We start from the raw sequence: 20,790 nt of genomic DNA, 5'->3' as shown, positions 1-20,790 counted from the left end.
TATTGTGGAAAGAATAATTACAAAATCATTTGCTAGACTTATGGGTCGTGGAACCCATAGAGGATTTATAACTTTTGATGAGTTAAATAAATCATTAGGTAAAAGAAATCTTTCAGACGAAAATTTAGAACAAGCCTTCATGCACATTCTTGATGAGAGTGTAGCATTGGTTGAAAAAAAATCTGACTTTAAAGTTTTAAGAAAAAAAGAAAATTCATCTAAAGAAGAAGGTAAGACAATTGAGAAAAGTGATGACCCTATAAGAATGTATTTAAGAGAGATGGGTGGAGTAGAACTCTTGTCTCGTGAAGGTGAAATTGCAATTGCAAAAAGAATAGAAGCTGGGAAAGATGTAATGCTGATCGCATTAGCACAAAGCCCAATTACTGCACAACAATTTGTAGAATGGGATGAAAAACTTCAAAGTGATGAAATATTAGTTAGAGAAATTATTGATATTGATACTAACTACATGGAAGATGAAAATACAGGGCCAAGTGCTAAACAAAGAAATTCTGGGGAAACTGATAAAAATGAAGAGAATAATGGAGACGATGATGAGTTTAATCCAACGCTTGCAGCAATGGAAACTGAAATCAAACCAAAAGTTTTAAAAACTGTTAATACTTTAACAAAAGAATATGCAAAATTAATCAAGTATCAAAAAGAAAAACTTGATTGTATTTTAAATGCAGTAAGTTTCTCTGCTGCTAAAGAAAAAGGACATGATAAAATTGTAAGTGATATTTTAGAAAATATTAAATCATTACAATTGTCACCCTCTGTATTAGAGGAATTGGTTCAAAAACACTATGTGGAAAATAAAAAAATTGTTTCACTAGAAGGAAATCTTCTGAGACTAGCAATGGATCAAAAAATTCCAAGAAATGAATTCATTAAGTTTTATATTGGCAATGAAATTAATCCAAATCTTAAAAAGTTCTTGGATACTAACCCCATGTGGAAACAGTTTTTTTCAAAAAATAAAGATGAATTTAAAAACATAAGAGAGAGATTAATTGAGATTAGTCATAAACTTGGAATTTCAGTAACTGATTATAAAAAAATAGTTAGTAGAGTTCAAAAAGGTGAAAAAGAATCTAGAATTGCAAAAAAAGAAATGGTTGAAGCAAATTTAAGATTGGTAATTTCAATTGCAAAAAAATATACAAATAGAGGACTTCAGTTTCTAGATCTTATTCAAGAAGGAAATATCGGTCTTATGAAAGCTGTAGATAAGTTTGAATACAGAAGGGGCTATAAATTTTCAACATATGCCACTTGGTGGATTAGACAAGCAATCACCAGATCTATTGCTGACCAAGCGCGAACGATTAGAATTCCAGTTCATATGATTGAAACTATTAATAAAATTGTAAGAACCCAAAGATTAATTTTAAGTGAGTTTGGTAGAGAAGCTACACCTGAAGAGCTTGCACAAAAATTAAGAATGCCTTTAGATAAAGTTAGAAAAGTTTTAAAAATATCAAAAGAACCAGTATCTCTTGAAAAACCAGTTGGAGATGAAGAAGATAGTAGTTTGGGTGATTTTATCGAAGATACAAAAGCATTAGCACCTTTAGAACAAGCTATTAAATCTAATCTAAGTGAAGCTACGACTAAAATTTTATCAACTTTAACACCAAGAGAAGAAAGAGTTCTTAGAATGAGATTTGGTGTTGGAATGAATACAGACCATACTCTTGAAGAAGTGGGTCTTCAGTTTTCTGTAACAAGAGAGCGTATTAGACAGATAGAAGCTAAAGCTTTAAGAAAATTAAAACACCCAAGCAGATCCAAACAGTTAAAAAGCTTTTTAGAAAGTTAAAATTCAAAGGGACTGTAGCTCAATAGTAGAGTACTGCATTGACATTGCAGGGGTAGTTGGAGCGTAACCAACCAGTCCCACCATTAATATTTTCAAATATATTCTTAAAAAAAATAATCTTAATAATAGACATGCACAATATTATATATGATAAATATTATTAATGAGTGAAATAGATCTGAAAAATTTAAATGTGGTTTTTGCAGGATGTGCAAGAGACTGTGAGAGATATATTCCAAAAGTATTTGAAAATTTAAAAAGTTATTCTTCTTTATTCAAGGATAGTTATAAAATAATTGTAGAAAATGGTTCTAAAGATAAAACCAAAGAAATTTTGAAAAACCTTAAAAATAATAAGGATTACTTTTATTTTAAGGATGAGTTCAATGATTTCAATTTTAGAGGCAAACGGCTGGAATTTGCAAGAAACCTTATTATTGAAAAAATCAAAGACAATCATCTATTAAAGAGCTGTGATTTGTTAATTATTTTAGATTTTGACGATAATGGTTCATACAGGATCGATGAATGTAATCTCAAAAGAGCAATAAATTTTTTACTTTCAAAAGAAAATATAGGTGCCGTTTTTGCAAACCAAGATGGAACTTACTATGACATGTGGGGTTTAATAGATGAAAAATATTGCAATAACGATTTTTGGGTTGATGCTTTAAAATATATTATAAAAAAGATTAATCCTGGTGATCGTGTATCTACTGAGTTGTTAGAGGATATGAAAATAAATCTACTTGATAAAAAAAGAATAAAATTTGAGCAAAATATGCCACCAATAAAGGTCAAATCAGCCTATGGAGGATTTGGAATTTATAAAATGAATTACGTAATAAAGAATGAAAGAAGATATGAGGGTTTTCAAAAAGTAGATCTTATATTTAAAGATGGTACAAAGAAAAAAATTAATTATCAAAAAAATGAAATAGTCAATTTTAATGAAGGTCTAATAGATCTTGGCTTGGAACTGTATATTTTGCCATATTTAATTAATAATAAGTATACTACTGCCGATCGTGATTTTCCTCCCAAAGCAGCTTTTGCTTTAATAATTGATCAAAACGATAGATCTATAATTTAAAAAAATTTATAATCTTTTTTATCTATCATTTTTTTTTATAGGGTTTGGGACTTAGCTAATTAATAATCTCTTTATTAGTCAGAAAATAGGACATTATATTATGACAGAAAATAAATGTAATTATTTCAAAGCAGTTCAACTGTAGTTTACCCAGAATACTCAATAACTTGCTAATGTTAGTCATTATCTTTTACCTATGCTAGACATCAGTTACATTATAATATAATTAAAGCTTAATTTTTAGGGCCTGTAGCTCAGTTGGTTAGAGCAGTACACTCATAATGTATTGGTCCCAGGTTCGAGTCCTGGCGGGCCCACCAAAAATTATTTTTATAGATGATTATTTAATAAACTCTTTTAAAATAGAAAAAAGAGCGTTGATATCCCCATCATTACTTTGAATAATAGAAGAAAATTCTTCCTTTTGAGTTCTTGCTAGACTTAAGCCTTCAATAATTAAATCTCTGATTAAAGGATTTTCTGGATTTTTTGTATAAATTCTCCAATCAATTTTAACCTCAGGCCTTTGTTCTGTTCCAACTAAAATACTAGATACCATTGTATAATTTTCATTTAATTTCTCTTTAGATACAACTTCAATCTCTGGATTTGAGTATTCAGCCAGTCGACTAGAAAAACTTTTTAGAAAATATTGTTCAAAAAGCATCTCATATTGATTTATTTCATTGTCACTTATATTTTTTCTATAAGCTCCTAAAGTGTAATAACCAATACCATTGATATCAACTGTTTCACTTGCAATTTGTTTTAGCTTTTCTATTTTTTCTTCTTTTGAATATTCGTTATTTAAGGCCTCAGAAGCTCTATTCACAGTTGATTGAACAAATACATCTGGTTCAATTGAATATGATTGATTAATACCAACAAAGTTAATTATGACGAAGGTAAATATTAAAAACTTTTTTAATCTCATTAAGTTTTATAATTTATTGAGCTTCTATTTCTTCCCAATCACTATCGTTTTGGGTTTCAGTTATTGCATTAGAGTTAGCTATTTTTTGTTGTCTATCTTGCAAATATAAACTTCTAACTGAAGCATAAAAATCTATTGAATTTTTTTCCAAGTTTTCAAACGAGTCTATATTTTTTGCTCTAAAATCTATCCCAGAACTTGCTCTTGATGCATAATAATCAAAGTCAGAAAAATGCTGAGTATCATTAGCTACAGTAACGTTATACCAAGCATCTCCGCCTAATATATTTGCAAATGATCCAGCTGTGTCTCTAACAGTGGATGGTCCTAAAACAGGTAGAACAAGATAACATCCTGGACCAACACCCATTACACCAAGTGTTTGGCCATAATCTTCTTTTTCATACTCTGGAAAACCAATTTTTTCAGCCACATCAAATATTCCAACAACTCCAACTGTTGTATTAACAATAAATCTACCTGTGTTAACTCCAGCTTTTTTAAATTCTCCTTGGAGAATATTATTAGGTATTGTTACAAGTGTAGAGAGATTGTCTAGAGCATTACCTGTCCCAGCTCTAACTGGAGAGGGTAAAATTCTATAAGCTTTTGCAACAGGTTCAAAAATAACACCATCTAACACTTGGTTAAATTTAAAAGTTGCTCTATTTACATTTTCAAAACAGTCTTTAACTTCACCAGAATTTTTTTTAGATAAGTTGTTTTCACCGTCTGTATCAGCACTCACATTTGTTGCTAACATTAAACTTATTAGTGAAGTTATTAAAATTTTTTTCATTATCCTATGATTATATAATGTATATAATATCAATGTAAATCTAGATTTAGCTCTAAATATGACGCAAAAATGGCTTTAAAAACAATATTAAACTATTCCCCAAATTTTAATCCTAAAAAAAGAACCTCTAAGCAAATCAAATTTATTATCTTTCATTATACGGGTATGAAAAGCGAATCTGATGCTTTGAAAAGATTAACAGAAATACAATCTGAGGTTAGCTGTCATTATTTAATCAAAAATAATGGAGAAATTGTAAAAATAGTACCTGATTTATATATTGCATGGCATGCAGGAAAATCTTCTTGGAAAAATTATAAGTCTTTAAATCAAAATTCTATTGGTATTGAAATTACAAACCCAGGACATGAGTACGGTTATAAAAATTTTACACAAAAACAAATTACTACTCTTGTAAAGTTAAGTAAGTTTTTAATAAAAAAATATAAAATTAATCCTAAGAATATTTTGGGACACTCAGACATAGCAGCACTTAGAAAAAAAGATCCAGGTGAAAAGTTTCCATGGGAATATTTGGCTAAAAATAAAATAGGGATATGGCACACATTAAATAAGCAAGATTTACTAAAGAATAGAAAGCTAAAAATAAGCAAGATAGAAGAGAATATTTTTTTTAGAAACCTGTTTAAGATTGGATATTCAAAAACATTTCCAAAAAATATTGGTAGGAATAAATATTTAAGAGAATTAATAAAATCTTTTCAAAGAAGATTTAGACAAGAGTTGGTTGATGGAAAAATTGATCAAGAATCCTTATTAATCAATAAAAGCCTCATCAAAGCATACAATTAAATTTTTCTTGAAGTTCTATAATTAAGTAATAAATTACATTTGCTAGATGAACGACTTATCGCTTTAATTTATTAAAGAGGAAAGTCCGGGCTCCGCAAAGACACAGTGCCAGATAATACCTGGCGGGGGAAACCCTAGGGATAGTGCCACAGAAAATATACCGCCATAACATGGCAAGGGTGAAAAGGTGTGGTAAGAGCGCACCGGTTCTATTGGTAACAATGAACGCTGGAAAACCCCACTGGGAGCAAGACTAAGTAGAGATGACATTGTTGCAAAACTAAAAGCCGTCTTTGGCTAGTCATCAGGGTTAGTTGCATGAGCTTAAGAGTGATCTTAAGCCTAGAGAAATGATAGGTTTAAATGACAGAACCCGGCTTATAGTTTGTCTAGCAAACTTATCCACAGTTCAATTTTAATTAACTTTAGATGTTCACCTTTTGATTCATAATTGAATCATTTCTGTTCTTATTTTTAGTCTTAGAATTGTATTGAGTTAAAACTAAAAAATTGATTTTTGACTTTATGTAGATACATAAAAGTTATCTACAATCATTGCCAAATAAGCCTAAAATGAACATATTGACTCTATCTTTAAAAACCCATATTGTCCCATATATTCCCAAATATGGAATTTATGAAATATAAAAAATATGTTTTTATCTACTTACGAGAACAAAATAGACAAAAAGGGAAGGGTATCTGTGCCTGCTAGTTTTAGATCTCACCTTTCTAACTTAGGATACAATGGTGTTATCTGTTATCCCTCATTTAATAATCAGTCTATAGAAGCTTGCTCACAAGATAGAATTGAAAAACTTTCTGCAAGTATAGATTCATTAAGTCCATTTGAAGAAAAAAGAGATTATTTTGCAACATCAATTTTATCTGAGAGTATGAATTTACAATTTGATAGTGAAGGTAGAATTTCATTATCAACAAAATTATTAAAACATGCAAAAATAAAAAATAGCATGTTGTTTGTTGGTCAAGGTCAAACATTCCAAATATGGGAACCAGCAGCATTTGAAAAATTTAAGATCAACGCAAGAAAAAAAGCAAATCTAAATCGTGCAAGTCTTAAATGGGAAAAACATTTTAATAACAATGAGGGGAAATAAAAATGACAATTAACTTTAAATCACCAGAAATAAAAGAATTACAACCAAGATTATTAGTAGTGGGAGTTGGCGGAGCAGGTGGAAATGCACTTAATGAAATGATTGATAATGGACTTCAAGGAGTAGAGTTCATAGCAGTAAATACAGATGCTCAAGATTTAAAGTTAAGTAAAGCTAAAGCAAGAATTCAAATTGGCCTAAGTTTAACAAAAGGTTTAGGTGCTGGAGCAAAACATGACATTGGTCAAGCAGCTGCAGATGAATCTTTAAATGAAATTGTAAATACTCTTCAGGGTGCAAACATGGTTTTTATAACTGCTGGTATGGGTGGTGGAACTGGCACAGGTGCTGCACACGTTATTGCAAGAGCTGCTAAAGAATTAAATATTTTAACAGTAGGTGTTGTAACACTTCCTTTTTTATATGAAGGGCCATCAAGAATGAGAAGAGCTCAGGTAGGCCTAGAAGAATTAAGAAAACATGTGGATACAATTATTGTAATTCCAAATCAAAACCTATTTAAGGTTGCAAATGAACAAACTACATTTGAAGAATCTTTTAATCTTTCAAATAATGTTTTAATGCAAGGTGTACAAAGTGTAACCGATCTTATGGTTAGACCAGGTATAGTTAATCTAGATTTTGCTGATGTTGAAACTGTAATGGCTTCAATGGGTAAAGCAATGATGGGAACTGGTGAAGCTGAAGGAGAAGGTAGAGCAGCTAAAGCAGCAGACATGGCAATTAGCAACCCATTGATTGATGATTATACGTTAAAAGGTGCGAAAGGATTACTAGTAAATATTACCGGTGGTAAGGATCTTAAACTTTTTGAGGTTGATGAAGTGGTTAATAAAATAAGAGCTGAAGTAGATCCTGAAGCAGAGGTGATTATTGGTGCTATTACATCTGGCGACCTTGATGGAAAAATTAGAGTATCAATAGTTGCAACGGCACTAGATGGACAACAACCAGAAAGTAAATCTGTAATCAATATGGTTCACAGAATACAAAATAGAAATCCTGGTTATTCAGATTTTAACAGTGCTAGTTCTGCTCAATCGTTTAATTTTTCACCTACAATGACTAGCCCTATTTCTCATGGAGCAAATGCATTAAAGTTAGAAAATGAAATAATTGCAGAACCAGTTACAAATACTACATCATCAGAAATGATGAATGAGCAAACTGTTAGCAATCAAGAAGTTGAAAGTATTGTTGAAAACAATCAATCAAATGATTATGAGCAATCTTTTTCAGAGGAGGCACTTACAACTGCAAAGGCTGAAGAAAATAGCCCAATGGAGGAGGAGCATGTTTCTAATGGACTTGAAAACTTTGGTGTAGAAGGTGAAGATGCGCCAGATCTATTTAGTTCGGATAGTGCAACTTCAGAGACAGAAGGATTTTTATCAACTGAAACTTCGGAAAATACCTCAGAAGATGATGATCTAGAAATTCCAGCATTTTTAAGAAGACAAAAGAATTAATGGTCTTCAAAAAAATAAATGATAGCCACCATAATACCAGATGTGAGAAATCATTATCCGGTATTGCTAAGTGAAATAATTAGCATTATTACCCCTCAATATGGTGGCACATTTATTGACTGTACGTTTGGTCAAGGTGGATACACAAAAAGAATATTAAACTTTCCTGAAACAAAAGTAATTGCATTAGATAGAGATTCTGAGAGCTCTATAAAAGCTCAAGAACTTCAAAATAGTTTTAAGGATAGGCTATTATTTAAAAATATAAAATTCAGTCAATTAAATAATCTAAAGTTAAAACATGAAAATATAAAAGCTGTAATTTTTGATTTAGGGTATTCTTTGAACCAGATTAAAGACCCAAAAAAAGGTCTTTCATTTGATAGCATTGGTGAACTTAATATGAAAATGGGTATAAATGAATTTTCAGCAAAAGAAGCAATTAATCAATTAGATGAAAAAGAACTTACCAAAATATTTAAATATTTTGGGGATGAAGCAGACAGTAAAAGAATAGCACACAATATTGTTGAAGACAGATCTAAAAGAGAGATCACAACAGAAGAGCTAGTTAGGATTATAGAATCTTCGAAAAGAAAAAGAAATTATAAGACACATAGTGCAACTAAAATTTTCCAAGCATTAAGAATATTTGTAAATAAAGAAATTAGTGAACTAATTTATGGATTAATTAATGCTGCTAAAGTTGTTAAAAAGGATGGAGTTATTGCAGTTGTAACATTTCATTCTTTAGAAGATAAAATTGTTAAATACTTTTTTAAAAGTTTATCTGAAAATAAAAGCATCTCAAGACATATGCCAAAAACAGAAGAAAAATTAAATTTATTTAAATCTGTTATAAAAAAACCAATAGTACCAAGTGATAAAGAAATTAGAGAAAATCCACCTTCTAGATCAGCCAAGTTACGTTATGTAATTAAAAAAGAAGATTTTTTCGATTTTGAAACAGATATCTTAGATAAATTTAAACATTTAATTGACATTGAAAATTTATCAAAAAAACTATGAAACAATTAGTGTTGGCTGTTATTTTCGTATTAATATTAATTACATCACTTATTAAAACTTCTACAAAAGAAATAGAAGATCAAATTTTTATAGTTAAAGAAAATATAAGACCTTTAAAATCGGAACTCGAAGATGCATTGCTTGAGTTTAACTATTTGAGCTCTCCTGAAAAATTAGTTCTGTATCAAACGCAATACTTTGAAAAAGATTTAATCAAAATTGAAATTATGAATATTAAGGAAATCATTAAAAATAATGAAACTTTAGAAATAAAAGACTTAATCAGCAAAAATGAAAATGAACAATAAAAAGAATATTATTCTAGAAGAATATGAAAATGAATTTTCATATAAAAAAAGTAAAACTAATTTAGATATACAATTTAATAGAATAGCGTTTATTTTTTTTGTTTTTTTGGTGATTTCAGTAATTTATTCAATACAATTGCTTCATTTAGGCTCGTTAAAAGAAGAAAATACCAAGGAATTCTCAACTATAAATAAAAACTATAGAGCAGACATACTTGATAGAAATGGAAATTATTTAGTTAAAACAGTTAAGTCGATAGATATTGGTATTAACCCTATTGAAGTAATTGATAAAAAAAAACTATTAATTAATTTACAATTAATATTCCCAGATAAAAACTATGAAGAGATTACTAAGAAGCTTGAAAAAAATAAATTCTTTTATTTAGAAAAAAAAATATCTTCTGACAATTATGAAAAAATTATGTTACTTGGAGATAAATCAATTAAGTCAGAAGAAAAATTAACTAGAATTTATCCTCAAAAAAATCTCTTTAGTCATATTATTGGTCAAATAGATGATGACAATAAAGGTATATCAGGACTTGAAAAATCCTTTAATGAAAAATTAAAACAAACAAACGAACCACTTAAATTAACAGTAGATACTGACATACAATTTTTAATTAGAGAAGAGTTAGTAAAGTTTCAATCTATATTTAGAAGTAAAGGTAGTACGGCAATTTTGATGAATGTTAATAATGGAGAAATTATATCTATGGTTTCTTATCCAGATTTTGATCTAAATAAAAGAGAGACGATAGTGGATCTCAACTTTATTAATAGAGCAACAAAAGGAGTGTATGAGCTGGGCTCGGTATTTAAAACTTTTACAGTAGCAGCTGGATTAGAGGAAGGCTTAATTGATACTGATACAGAATTTTTAAATTTAGAAAAAAAACTACAATGTGGAAAAAGTAGTATCTCTGAATATGACAATAAAATACCATCAGATCTTACCGTAGAACAAATTTTAATTAGGTCTGGAAATATAGGATCTGTAAGAATTGGACAAAAATTAGAAATTATTAAATTAAAAGCTTTTTTAGAAAAAATTGGAATCTTAAGTAAAATAAATTTTGATATAGAGGAGGTTGGAGAGCCTATTCCATTTAAGTGGGGAAAATGTAAACTTGCGACGGTGTCTTTTGGACATGGAATAACTACCACTCCATTACAATTAGCAAAAGCTTATGCAATAATTTCAAATGGTGGTTTTGCTATTGAGCCCAGTTTAATAAAAAAAGAATTAAAAGATCCTGAAAAAGAAAGAAGAATAATCAAAGCTGGTATTTCAGAGAAGATAAATCCAATACTTAGAAAAATTGTAAATACTAAAGAAGGTACAGCAGGACTTGTAAACATTGAAGGTTATGAAGTTGGTGGAAAAACAGGAACTGCTCAAAAAACAATAGTAGGAGGTTATTCTAAAGCAAAAGTAAATACATTTGCAGGTATTTTCCCCACTTCTAAACCTAAATATGTGCTGATAGTTCTACTTGATGAGCCAAAAACTTCATCAGACTACGTATATGAATATAAAAATAAAAAAGGTTCATATAAAGGAACCCCATTTAATACAGCAGGGTGGACATCTGTTGAAGTAGCTGGAAAAATCATAGAAAAAATTGGGCCTATTTTGGCCACAAAACATATAGAAAATTAATACTTATATGTTGATTGGCAACTTCCTTAAAAATATTAAAAAAGAATTTAAAAATCATCAGTTCGCTGGTCTTAGTTTTAACAGTGAAGATTGTAAAAAGAATTATATTTTTTTTGCAATCCAGGGAACAAAATCAGATGGAACTAAATTCATAGACCATGCAATTAAAAAGGGTGCAACAGTTATTATTTCAGAGCAAAAATTTGAAGGTATTAAAAATAAAGTGTTATTTTTAAGATCAAAAAATGTAAGAAAAGTATTATCAGAATTATCATATAAGACAAAAAAAAATATACCTAAAAATTTAATTGCTGTAACAGGAACAAATGGAAAGTCATCAATTGCAGATTTTTATTTTCAGCTACTCAACTTAGGTAATAAAAAAGTAGCTTCTATTGGAACATTAGGAGTTAAGACAAAAAATAGTTTAAAGAAAGTTTCTAATACAACATTAGATCCAATTAAATTAAGCAAAATATTAAATGATTTAAAAAAACAAAAAATTGACAATGTTATAATGGAAGCTTCTAGTCATGGTCTTAAGCAAAATAGACTTGATGGTTTAAAATTTAATACTACGATTTTTACAAATTTGTCACATGATCATTTAGATTATCACAAAACATTTAATGATTATCTCAAATCAAAGTTATATCTTTTTGAGAAGCTATTAAAACCTAGAGGAACTATCATCACCGATAGTAAAATTCCCGAATATAAAAATTTAAAAAGAATATCACTAAATAATAAATTGGATCTTCAGGCTTTATCAAAAAGTAATAATGGAATAGATATTTATTCTCATCAATTTAGGGATGATAAACAAATAGTTGAAATTAAATATAATCAGAAACATTATAAATTACAAATAAACTTAATTGGTAAAATTCAATTAAAAAACTTATTTATGGCAATGCTTGCTGTAAAAAAAAGTAATTTAAAATTTGATCAAATAGTTAAATTAGCTTCAAAAGTAAAATCAGTAATTGGTAGGTTTGAAAAGATTGGAACTTTAAAAAATAATTCAAAGGTTATTTTAGATTATGCCCATACACCTGATGCATTAAAAACTTGTTTGACTAATTTGAAAGAACAATTTGAAAATAAAAGAATTTTTATTGTATTTGGATGTGGTGGTAATAGAGATAAAGACAAGAGACCCATAATGGGAAAAATAGCCAATCAATATTGTGACAGAGTTTATTTAACTGACGACAATCCAAGAGACGAAAATCCAAAAAAAATAAGACTAGCTATTAAAAAAACTATTGATAAATCAAAAGTTTTTGAGATTTCAAGCAGGTATAAAGCTATTCATAAGGCTATATTGGATTTAAAAACTGGTGATATCTTAGTTATTGCAGGCAAAGGTCATGAACAGACACAAGATTATGGAAATTTTGTAAACAAATTTTCTGACAGATTAGAAATACTTAAGAATATTAAATTAAAAAATAAAATTCTTTCAACTAATATTAAAATAAATATTTTAAAAGAAATCAGCAACTCTCCCCAAATTAATTCAAATATAAAAATAAAAAATGCATCAATTAATTCAAAAACAATAAAAAAAAATGACATATTTTTTGCAATAAAAGGAAATAATAAAGATGGAAATCTATATGTTAATGAAGCTTTCCAAAATGGTGCATCATTAGTAATAGCTAACAATCAAAAAAAATCTAAAAAAAAAATTGTAGTAGATGATACATTGCAACTTTTAACAGAGGCTTCATCAAAATTAAGAGAAAATTTATCTAGTAAAATTATATCTATAACAGGCAGTTGTGGAAAAACTTCTCTTAAAGAATTATTAGGAAAAACTTTAAGTAAGATTAGTAATGTAACTTATTCACCAAAATCTTTTAATAATAAATTTGGTGTACCATTAAGTTTATTTAATTTAAAAAAAAATGATGAATTTGGTATTTTTGAGATTGGAATGGATAAAAAAGGTGAGATTGATTATCTATCAAAAATTATCAAGCCTGATGTGGGTGTTATTACAAATATTTCCTACGCACATATTAAAAATTTTAAAAACATTCATAAAGTAGCTTTAGCAAAGTCAGAAATTATTAATAATATAAAAACAAATGGAATTCTTGTTTTAAACCAAGATGACAGATTTTATAATTTACATAAAAAAATTGCCAAGAAAAAAAACATAAATATTTTTACATTTAGTTTAAAAAATAAATCAGCAAATATTTATCTAGAAAAAATAGTTAAAGAAAAATCTAAATACAAAATATTTGTAAATGTTAATAAAAAACAAATTTATTTTTATGTAAGATTAATTTTTGAAAATAATTTAAAAAACTTATTAGCCACAATTGCAATTATATCAATTTTTAAAGATACACAAAAATTAGAAAAAAATATATTTCTTGATTATGAGATGACAAAAGGCCGTGGTGATATTATAAAAGTTAAATTAAAAAAAAAGAGTATTTACATTGTAGATGAGAGTTATAACTCTAATCCATTATCATTAAAGTCTGCTATAAAAAATTTTGATGAATTAAAAATTGATAACTCTAAAAAAAAATTAATACTGAGTGACATGTTGGAGTTAGGAAATTATTCAAAGAAACTACACTTAGAGGCTGGCAAAGAAATTAATAAAACTTCTCTTAAAAATATTAATGTAGTGGGTAAACATATTTTACATACTTATAAAAACCTTGATAAGCACAGAAGAGGGGTCATTTTGAAAGATAAGTCTAAAATAATTGATTTGATTAAAAATGATTTAAATAATAATGATTATTTAATGATTAAGGGCTCAAACTCTACTGGACTTAACAATCTAGTTAACAAATTAAAAACTGGAAAGTTTAATGCTTTATAGTCTTATTACGCAATTAATTGATCAATATAGTTTTCTAAATGTATTTAAGTATTTAACATTTAGAACGGGCCTTTCAATTTTTACATCAATGTTTGTAGTTTTATTAATTGGTACTCCTTTTATTAAATTTTTTTCAGCAAGAAAAATATTAAATCCAATAAGAGATGATGGTCCTACTGAACATATCGTTAAGAAAATTGGAACACCAACAATGGGAGGTGTTTTAATTTTACTTGGACTTTTTTCAGGAATATTACTTTGGGGTGATTTATCAAATTACCATATATGGTTTTTGTTATTTATTGTTTCGGGGTTTGGGCTATTAGGTGCATATGATGATTATAAAAAAATTAAGTTTAAAAATTCATCTGGCGTTTCATTTAAATTTAAGATTATTTCTCAAATTTTAATAGCCATTGTTGGAATTTATGGTTTAACTCAATTATCTCAAAACACTGAACTTACAAATTTATATTTTCCTTTTTTTAAAAATTTAATTATTAATCTTGGATGGTTTTTTATTCCATTTTCAATTTTTATAATTGTTGGATCCTCCAACGCAGTTAATTTAACAGATGGTTTAGACGGCTTAGCAACGGTGCCAGTGATATTAGTTGCAGCATGTTTTGCATTTATTAGTTACGTAACGGGCAATATTGTATTTTCTGAATATTTAAATATTCCCTATCTTGAAGGTATGGGGGAAGTTTCAGTTTTTTGTGGATCAATTATAGGAGCTTGTTTAGGATTTTTATGGTTTAATGCTCCACCTGCTAAAATATTTATGGGTGACACTGGTTCATTAGCATTAGGTGGATCTTTAGGGGCAATTGGTATTATTACTAAACATGAGATTGTTTTAGCAATAACAGGAGGGTTATTTGTACTAGAAGCTGTATCAGTTATAATCCAAGTATTTTCATTCAAACTTACAGGTAAAAGAATTTTTAGAATGGCACCTATACATCATCATTTTGAAAAAAAAGGTTGGGCAGAATCAACAGTTGTAATTAGGTTTTGGATTATATCAATAATTTTAGCAATGATTGGATTAGCGACATTAAAACTTAGATAATGTTAAATCTAGAAAAAAACTTTTTAAAAAAAAAAATACTGATTTATGGTCTGGGTAAAAGTGGTCTATCCACTTATAGTTATTTAAAAAAAAATAATATTATTAGTTTATATGACGATCAAATAATTACTAAAAAAAATATAAAAGATACTCACACAACATACAAAGAAATAATTAAAAAAGAATTTGACTGTATTATAATTAGTCCAGGAATAGATATTAATAATTGTAAATTAAGTAGATTTTTAAAAAAAAACCATAAAAAAATTTATACAGATTTAGACATTTTTTATAGTCGATATGCTTTTAATCAAAAAATAACTATTACAGGAACAAACGGAAAATCAACTACCGCTAAGCTTTTGTACGATATATTAAAGGATCAAAAAAAAGATGTTCGTTTAGTTGGTAATATAGGAAATCCAGTTTTACTTGAAAAAAAGATCAAAAAAGACACTTTATTTGTAATAGAAGCTTCATCCTATCAACTAGAATACAGCAAGTTATTTAAAACAAATATATCTTTAATCTTAAACATTTCACCAGATCACCTCGAAAGACACAAGACTATAAATAAATATGTAAGTGCTAAATTTAAATTAATAAAAAATCAATCTAAAAATGATATTGCAATTTTAAATACAAAAAATTTTTATATTAAAAGAAAATTAAAGCAAAAAAAATTTGCACCATCAATTTTGAAAATAGAAAAATATATAAGTGATAGGTTTATTAAAAAAATTGATAATCATTATTTTGATACAGATGGTAATAAAGAAAATTTGACATTTGTGCTGAAGGTTTCAAAGATATTAAAGTTAAAGAATAACTTGCTATTAAAATCATTAAAAAATTTTAAAGGACTAAGTTTTAGACAAGAAATAATTCATAATTCTAAATTTTTAAAAATTATTAATGATTCTAAAGCAACAAGCTTTTCTTCATCAGAAAAATTATTGAAATCATTAAAAAATATTTATTGGATAATAGGTGGTTTACCTAAAAAACGAGATAAATTTCTACTTAAAAAAAACGATTGTAAAAAGATCAAATTATACATTTTTGGTAAAAATCAAAAATTTTTTATTAATGAATTAAAAAATAAGATGGCGTTTAAATCATTTTTAAATTTAAAGAGTCTAATTGCTAAGGTTTTTTTAGATATTAAAAATGAAAATAATTTTATTAAAAAGACAATTCTTTTTAGTCCAGCCTCTGCATCATTTGATACTTTTAAAAACTTTGAAGAAAGAGGTAGATATTTTAATAAACTTATTAAAAATTATATAAAATGATAAATAATAGTTCGCTCAACTCAATATATTATAATTGGTGGAAAAATATAGATAAAACAATTTTTTTATTGATAATAATTTTGTTTAGTTTGGGTTTATTTTTTTCTTTAGTTTCAACTTCATTAATTGCTTCTGATAAATTAGATACAAATAATTATTTTTTCTTTTTTAAACATTTGGTATATATTTTCATTGGCTTGTTGACCTTAGTGTTTTTCTCTTCTCTAAGTGAAAAGAATCTTTTTAGATTCTCTATTTATCTTTTTTTTATTACTTTATTTTTTTTATTTTTAGTGCCAATTTTTGGTACTGAAGTTAAAGGATCAAAAAGATGGTTAAATCTTTTTTTTCTTCCTCAATTTCAACCAATTGAATTACTAAAACCATTTATAATTATTTTTGTGGCAACAATTTTATGTAGTGAAAAAAATTATAATATTTATATCAAATACTTATTGACTATCATTTCTATTATCCCAACTGGGTTACTATTAATAATGCAGCCTGACATCGGACAAACACTTTTGGTGTTTTTATCCTGGGTAATATTAGTTTTTGTATCTGGCATAAACTTATTATTCATTTTATTATTTATAAGTCTTTCTATTATAAGCCTGCTATATGTAGTTTTTTTTATCCCAAAATTTATTTATATTAAAAGTCGTATACTCTCTTTCTTCAACCCTGATGGTGGAACCCATAATTTTCAATCTGATAAAGCTATAGAAGCAATTAGTAGTGGTGGTTTTTTTGGTAAAGGAATAGGAGAAGGTACCTTAAAAACAAGAGTTCCAGAGGCTCATACCGATTATATAGTTTCAGTTATTTCAGAGGAGTTTGGTGTTATTGCAATAATATTTTTATTAATTTTATTTTTATTTTTTATTTATTCTGTTTTTAAAAAAATTTATTTAGAAAAAAGTGAAAAAAATAAACTAGTGCTAACTGGATCAATAAGTCTAATAATTTTTCAAGCATTAATACATCTTGGGGTGAATATAAGACTATTTCCTACAACTGGAATGACATTGCCATTTTTAAGTTATGGAGGTTCTTCAATTATAGGAGTTTCTATATTATCTGGAATAATTTTAAATTTAACAAAAAGAAAAATTAATTAAATGAATAAAAAAATACTAATTAGTACTGGTGGATCAGGAGGTCACGTTATACCCGCGACCATAATATATAAACATTTAGAGGACAATTTTGATGTTTCAATGACATCTGACTTTAGGGGTGTCAAATTTTTAAACAAAGATGAGTACAATTTAAAAATATTTAATGTGAGGCCAATTTCAAAAAACTTATTAATCATACCAGTTGATTTTATTTTTATGATATTTTTGATTTTTAAATCAATTTCTTTTTTAAGAAAAAATAAAATTGATACATTAATTTCAACAGGTGGATACATGTCACTACCCTTATGCTTAGGAGCTAGAATTTTAAATATTAAGCTGTTGTTATTTGAACCAAATATGGTTTTAGGTAGATCAAATAAATTTTTTTTAAGTTGCTGTCAAAAAATATTTTGTTATTCTAATAATATCAAAAAATTTCCTATTAAATTTAAAAATAAAATTAAAGTAATTCCAGCACTATTAAGAAAAAATTTTTATAATAAGAGAGATTACAATAAATCCTTAGATACAATTAATTTACTTATAATAGGCGGTAGTCAAGGAGCTAAAATATTTGATGATTTAGTTAAAAATGCAATTATTGAATTAGCTAAAAACTATAAACTAAAAATTTACCAACAAACTAATTCTATTAACTTTGAAAGTTTTAAAAAAATTTACGAAGATAAGAATATTCAATGTGAATTATTCAATTTTAACGATGATGTCATAAATTTTATGCAAAAAACAGACCTGTGCATTACTAGAGCAGGAGCATCAACATTAGCAGAGTTAAATTTTACTGAGACTCCATATTTAGCAATACCTTTGCCAACTGCGAAAGATAACCATCAATTTGAAAATGCACATTTTTATAATAAACTTGGCTTTAATTGGTTGTTAAATCAAAAAGAAATAGATGAGAAAACATTACTCAATAAACTAATTAATATTATTGATAATAAAGAAGAATATCTTGTTAAAAAAAAGAACATGAAGGATTTTAACTATGAAAACACATGGAATAATATAAATCTGAAAATTATATCTGTTATTAATGAAAATTGAATTAGCTAAAACTGAAATTATACATTTTGTTGGTATAGGGGGTATTGGAATGAGTGGCCTTGCACTCATTATGAAAAGGATGGGATTTAATGTTCAAGGGAGTGACGTCCTTGGAAATAAAAATATTGAAAGATTAAAAAAAGATAAGATTAAAATTACAATTAGTCATACTAAAAAAAATATAGCAAAAGCAACAATTGTTGTCATTTCGTCAGCTATTAAAAATAATAACCCTGAATTAATTGAAGCCAAACTAAAACAATTACCTATTTATAAAAGAGGAGAGATGTTGGCAAATATAGTCTCTTTAACAAAAAATATAGTTGTTACCGGTTCACATGGAAAAACAACAACTACATCTTTATTAGCCTCAATATTTTCAAAGACAAAATTGGACCCAACAATTATTAATGGAGGTGTCCTTAATGCAATAAAAAATTCTGCAAAACTAGGTAAAAGTGATTGGTGTATATTAGAAGCTGATGAGTCAGATGGTAGTTTTATACATGTGCCACCAACTTATTCTATAGTAACAAATATTGATCGTGAGCATATGGATTTTTATAATTCAATGAAAGATCTTAAAGAATTATTTATAAAATTTATCAATAAGGTCCCTTCGTTTGGGAAGTCTTTTATTTGTATAGATGACAAGAACAATAAAGATTTATTAAGTAAATTAAAAATGAAGAATTATTATACATATGGAACTGATAATAAATCAAATTTCTATATTAAGAATATAAAACAAGAAAAAGAATATTCTCAATATGATTTAGCTATAAATTTGCCAGGAAAAAAGAATTTAACTATAAGAAAAATTAAATTACCATTATTAGGAATTCACAATATTAGAAACTCTACAGCAGCAATTGCTGTGGCAGTAACAATAGGAATATCACAAAATATAATCAAAAAAGGATTAAAAGAATTTAAGGGTGTTCAAAGAAGATTTAATAAAATTTTTACACATAGAGAAACTAATTTTTATGATGATTATGCCCATCATCCAACTGAAATTAGAGAAGTATTAAATGGTGTGCGAGCTGCTTATAAAAAGGAAGAAGTGATTTGCATATTTCAACCACACAGAATTTCCAGATTAAAAGATCTTAAAAAAGAATTCAGCTTATCATTTAAAAAAGCTGATGTTGTAATATTATGCCCTATTTATACCGCTGGAGAAAAAATAAAATTAGGTTTTAAATATAATAAGTTTGCAAAAGATATTATTAAAAATTCAAAAGTAAGATTGTTTATGGTTGAAGATCAGTACCAGTTAGCAAAATTTATTAAAAATACTATTTTTGGCAAAAAGATAGTTGTTGGTATGGGTGCTGGTACAATTTCAGCATGGATGAGACAATTACCAGAATTGATCTAATGAGCATTGAAGAAATAAGAAAATTTTCTAATGAAATTAGTAGTAAAATTAACTTTGATTATGATTTAAAAAAGAGCAATTGGTTTAATATTGGTGGACAAACTAAAGTTTACTTTAGACCAGATAATTTACCTGACTTAATTTTGTTTTTAAAAAAATTTGGAGAAAAAGAAAAAATACATATTTTAGGTGCAGGCTCGAATACTCTTATAAGTGATGAAAAATTTGATGGTGTTGTTATCAAACTAGGAAAAAATTTTTCCAACATCTCTATATTACCAAATGATGTCATTATAGCTGGCAGTGCCTGTCTTGATAAAAAGCTTTCTGATTTTGCACTGAATAATGGAATAGGTGGATTTGAATTTTTAGCATGCATACCTGGTACTATAGGTGGTGGATTAAAGATGAATGCTGGATGCTTTAATAAAGAGTTTAAAGATGTGCTAGTATCAATCCAAGCAATTGATAAAAATGGACAGGTTTTTACAATACCAGCGAGTAAAGTTATATTTAAATACCGAAGCAATGATTTAAAAGAGGACTTAATTTTTTTAAGTGCATCGTTTAAAGGAACAAAAAAAAATAAAGAAGAAATAGAAAACGAAGTTATAGAATTAAAGAAAAAGAAAGATAAAGCACAACCAACAAAATTAAAAACAAGTGGTAGCACATTCAAGAATCCAATTGATCAAACTGATAAAAAGGTCTGGGAGTTGATAAAAGATTCTGTGCCACTAGATATAAGCTTTGGGGATGCTCATATTTCAAATAAGCACTGTAATTTTTTTGTAAATAAAAATAATGCTAGTTTTGAGGATATGAATAAATTGATTGAATTTGTTAAGACAAGTGTGGAAAAAAAAACTGGAATAGTGCTAGAAAAAGAAATTAAAATTTTAAAATAAA

Annotated in this window: 17 protein-coding genes, 2 tRNA genes and 1 other RNA gene; 18 read left to right on the top strand and 2 right to left on the bottom strand. The window is 27.2% G+C overall.

The window, feature by feature from the left end; all coding sequences use genetic code 11:
* The first annotated feature begins 4 nt into the window (after nt 1-4).
* From rpoD to AC5SLY_RS05015, 4 genes are all read left to right on the top strand, one after another.
* The gene (gene rpoD / locus AC5SLY_RS05030; protein ID WP_006997871.1) at nt 5-1,828 is read left to right on the top strand and encodes an RNA polymerase sigma factor RpoD; all 1,824 of its coding nucleotides are present in this window, start codon (nt 5-7) and stop codon (nt 1,826-1,828) included.
* A gap of 8 nt (nt 1,829-1,836) precedes the next feature.
* Nucleotides 1,837-1,911: transfer RNA gene (locus AC5SLY_RS05025), tRNA-Val, on the top strand.
* 80 nt (nt 1,912-1,991) lie between these two features.
* Nucleotides 1,992-2,921 (top strand): glycosyltransferase family A protein, encoded by a 930-nt coding sequence (locus AC5SLY_RS05020; protein WP_494598655.1) that lies wholly within the window; start codon nt 1,992-1,994, stop codon nt 2,919-2,921.
* Nucleotides 2,922-3,164: 243 nt separating this feature from the next.
* Nucleotides 3,165-3,241: transfer RNA gene (locus AC5SLY_RS05015), tRNA-Ile, on the top strand.
* A 20-nt stretch (nt 3,242-3,261) separates the two neighbouring features.
* On the opposite strand, the gene AC5SLY_RS05010 is transcribed toward AC5SLY_RS05015, so the two are convergent.
* Nucleotides 3,262-3,855, bottom strand: coding sequence for a Tgt2/MlaC family protein (locus AC5SLY_RS05010; protein ID WP_494598654.1), 594 nt, complete (start codon nt 3,853-3,855; stop codon nt 3,262-3,264).
* Between the two features lie 13 nt (nt 3,856-3,868).
* Nucleotides 3,869-4,654 (bottom strand): MlaA family lipoprotein, encoded by a 786-nt coding sequence (locus AC5SLY_RS05005; RefSeq protein ID WP_006997873.1) that lies wholly within the window; start codon nt 4,652-4,654, stop codon nt 3,869-3,871.
* Nucleotides 4,655-4,723: 69 nt separating this feature from the next.
* Here AC5SLY_RS05005 and AC5SLY_RS05000 point away from each other — a divergent pair, with 69 nt between their 5' ends.
* From AC5SLY_RS05000 to murB, 14 genes are all read left to right on the top strand, one after another.
* Nucleotides 4,724-5,467, top strand: a complete 744-nt coding sequence (locus AC5SLY_RS05000) for an N-acetylmuramoyl-L-alanine amidase (protein ID WP_494598653.1) — start codon at nt 4,724-4,726, stop codon at nt 5,465-5,467.
* A gap of 42 nt (nt 5,468-5,509) precedes the next feature.
* An RNA gene (gene rnpB / locus AC5SLY_RS04995) (RNase P RNA component class A) lies at nt 5,510-5,864 on the top strand.
* 256 nt (nt 5,865-6,120) lie between these two features.
* Nucleotides 6,121-6,588 (top strand): division/cell wall cluster transcriptional repressor MraZ, encoded by a 468-nt coding sequence (gene mraZ / locus AC5SLY_RS04990; protein WP_006997875.1) that lies wholly within the window; start codon nt 6,121-6,123, stop codon nt 6,586-6,588.
* A gap of 2 nt (nt 6,589-6,590) precedes the next feature.
* Nucleotides 6,591-8,078, top strand: coding sequence for a cell division protein FtsZ (gene ftsZ, locus AC5SLY_RS04985; protein ID WP_494598652.1), 1,488 nt, complete (start codon nt 6,591-6,593; stop codon nt 8,076-8,078).
* 18 nt (nt 8,079-8,096) lie between these two features.
* Nucleotides 8,097-9,107 (top strand): 16S rRNA (cytosine(1402)-N(4))-methyltransferase RsmH, encoded by a 1,011-nt coding sequence (rsmH, locus tag AC5SLY_RS04980; protein ID WP_494598651.1) that lies wholly within the window; start codon nt 8,097-8,099, stop codon nt 9,105-9,107.
* A complete protein-coding gene (locus AC5SLY_RS04975; RefSeq protein WP_494598650.1) occupies nt 9,104-9,415 on the top strand; it encodes a cell division protein FtsL in 312 nt (103 codons plus the stop codon). The genes rsmH and AC5SLY_RS04975 overlap by 4 nt, the downstream gene beginning before the upstream one ends.
* The gene (locus AC5SLY_RS04970) at nt 9,399-11,081 is read left to right on the top strand and encodes a peptidoglycan D,D-transpeptidase FtsI family protein (RefSeq protein WP_494598649.1); all 1,683 of its coding nucleotides are present in this window, start codon (nt 9,399-9,401) and stop codon (nt 11,079-11,081) included. Before AC5SLY_RS04975 ends, AC5SLY_RS04970 begins: the two co-directional genes overlap by 17 nt.
* Before the next feature lie 7 nt (nt 11,082-11,088).
* Nucleotides 11,089-13,935: a bifunctional UDP-N-acetylmuramoyl-L-alanyl-D-glutamate--2,6-diaminopimelate ligase MurE/UDP-N-acetylmuramoyl-tripeptide--D-alanyl-D-alanine ligase MurF gene (murF, locus tag AC5SLY_RS04965; protein WP_494598648.1), complete on the top strand. Its 2,847-nt coding sequence runs from the start codon at nt 11,089-11,091 to the stop codon at nt 13,933-13,935.
* Nucleotides 13,925-15,010: a phospho-N-acetylmuramoyl-pentapeptide-transferase gene (gene mraY / locus AC5SLY_RS04960; RefSeq protein WP_494598647.1), complete on the top strand. Its 1,086-nt coding sequence runs from the start codon at nt 13,925-13,927 to the stop codon at nt 15,008-15,010. Before murF ends, mraY begins: the two co-directional genes overlap by 11 nt.
* Complete coding sequence (murD, locus tag AC5SLY_RS04955; protein WP_494598646.1) at nt 15,010-16,305, top strand: UDP-N-acetylmuramoyl-L-alanine--D-glutamate ligase; 1,296 nt, start codon at nt 15,010-15,012, stop codon at nt 16,303-16,305. The genes mraY and murD overlap by 1 nt, the downstream gene beginning before the upstream one ends.
* On the top strand, nt 16,302-17,426 hold the full coding sequence (locus tag AC5SLY_RS04950) for an FtsW/RodA/SpoVE family cell cycle protein (RefSeq protein ID WP_494598645.1): 1,125 nt from the start codon (nt 16,302-16,304) through the stop codon (nt 17,424-17,426). The genes murD and AC5SLY_RS04950 overlap by 4 nt, the downstream gene beginning before the upstream one ends.
* The gene (locus AC5SLY_RS04945; RefSeq protein ID WP_494598644.1) at nt 17,427-18,497 is read left to right on the top strand and encodes a UDP-N-acetylglucosamine--N-acetylmuramyl-(pentapeptide) pyrophosphoryl-undecaprenol N-acetylglucosamine transferase; all 1,071 of its coding nucleotides are present in this window, start codon (nt 17,427-17,429) and stop codon (nt 18,495-18,497) included.
* Nucleotides 18,487-19,881, top strand: a complete 1,395-nt coding sequence (gene murC / locus AC5SLY_RS04940) for a UDP-N-acetylmuramate--L-alanine ligase (RefSeq protein ID WP_018414343.1) — start codon at nt 18,487-18,489, stop codon at nt 19,879-19,881. Before AC5SLY_RS04945 ends, murC begins: the two co-directional genes overlap by 11 nt.
* On the top strand, nt 19,851-20,789 hold the full coding sequence (murB, locus tag AC5SLY_RS04935) for a UDP-N-acetylmuramate dehydrogenase (protein WP_018414342.1): 939 nt from the start codon (nt 19,851-19,853) through the stop codon (nt 20,787-20,789). The genes murC and murB overlap by 31 nt, the downstream gene beginning before the upstream one ends.
* Nucleotide 20,790 lies beyond the last annotated feature (1 nt).

The sequence above is a fragment of the Candidatus Pelagibacter sp. PS_23 genome (assembly GCF_059417905.1).
The sequence above is the reverse complement of the archived record's forward strand: the minus strand, read 5'-3'. Positions and strand labels throughout refer to the sequence as shown.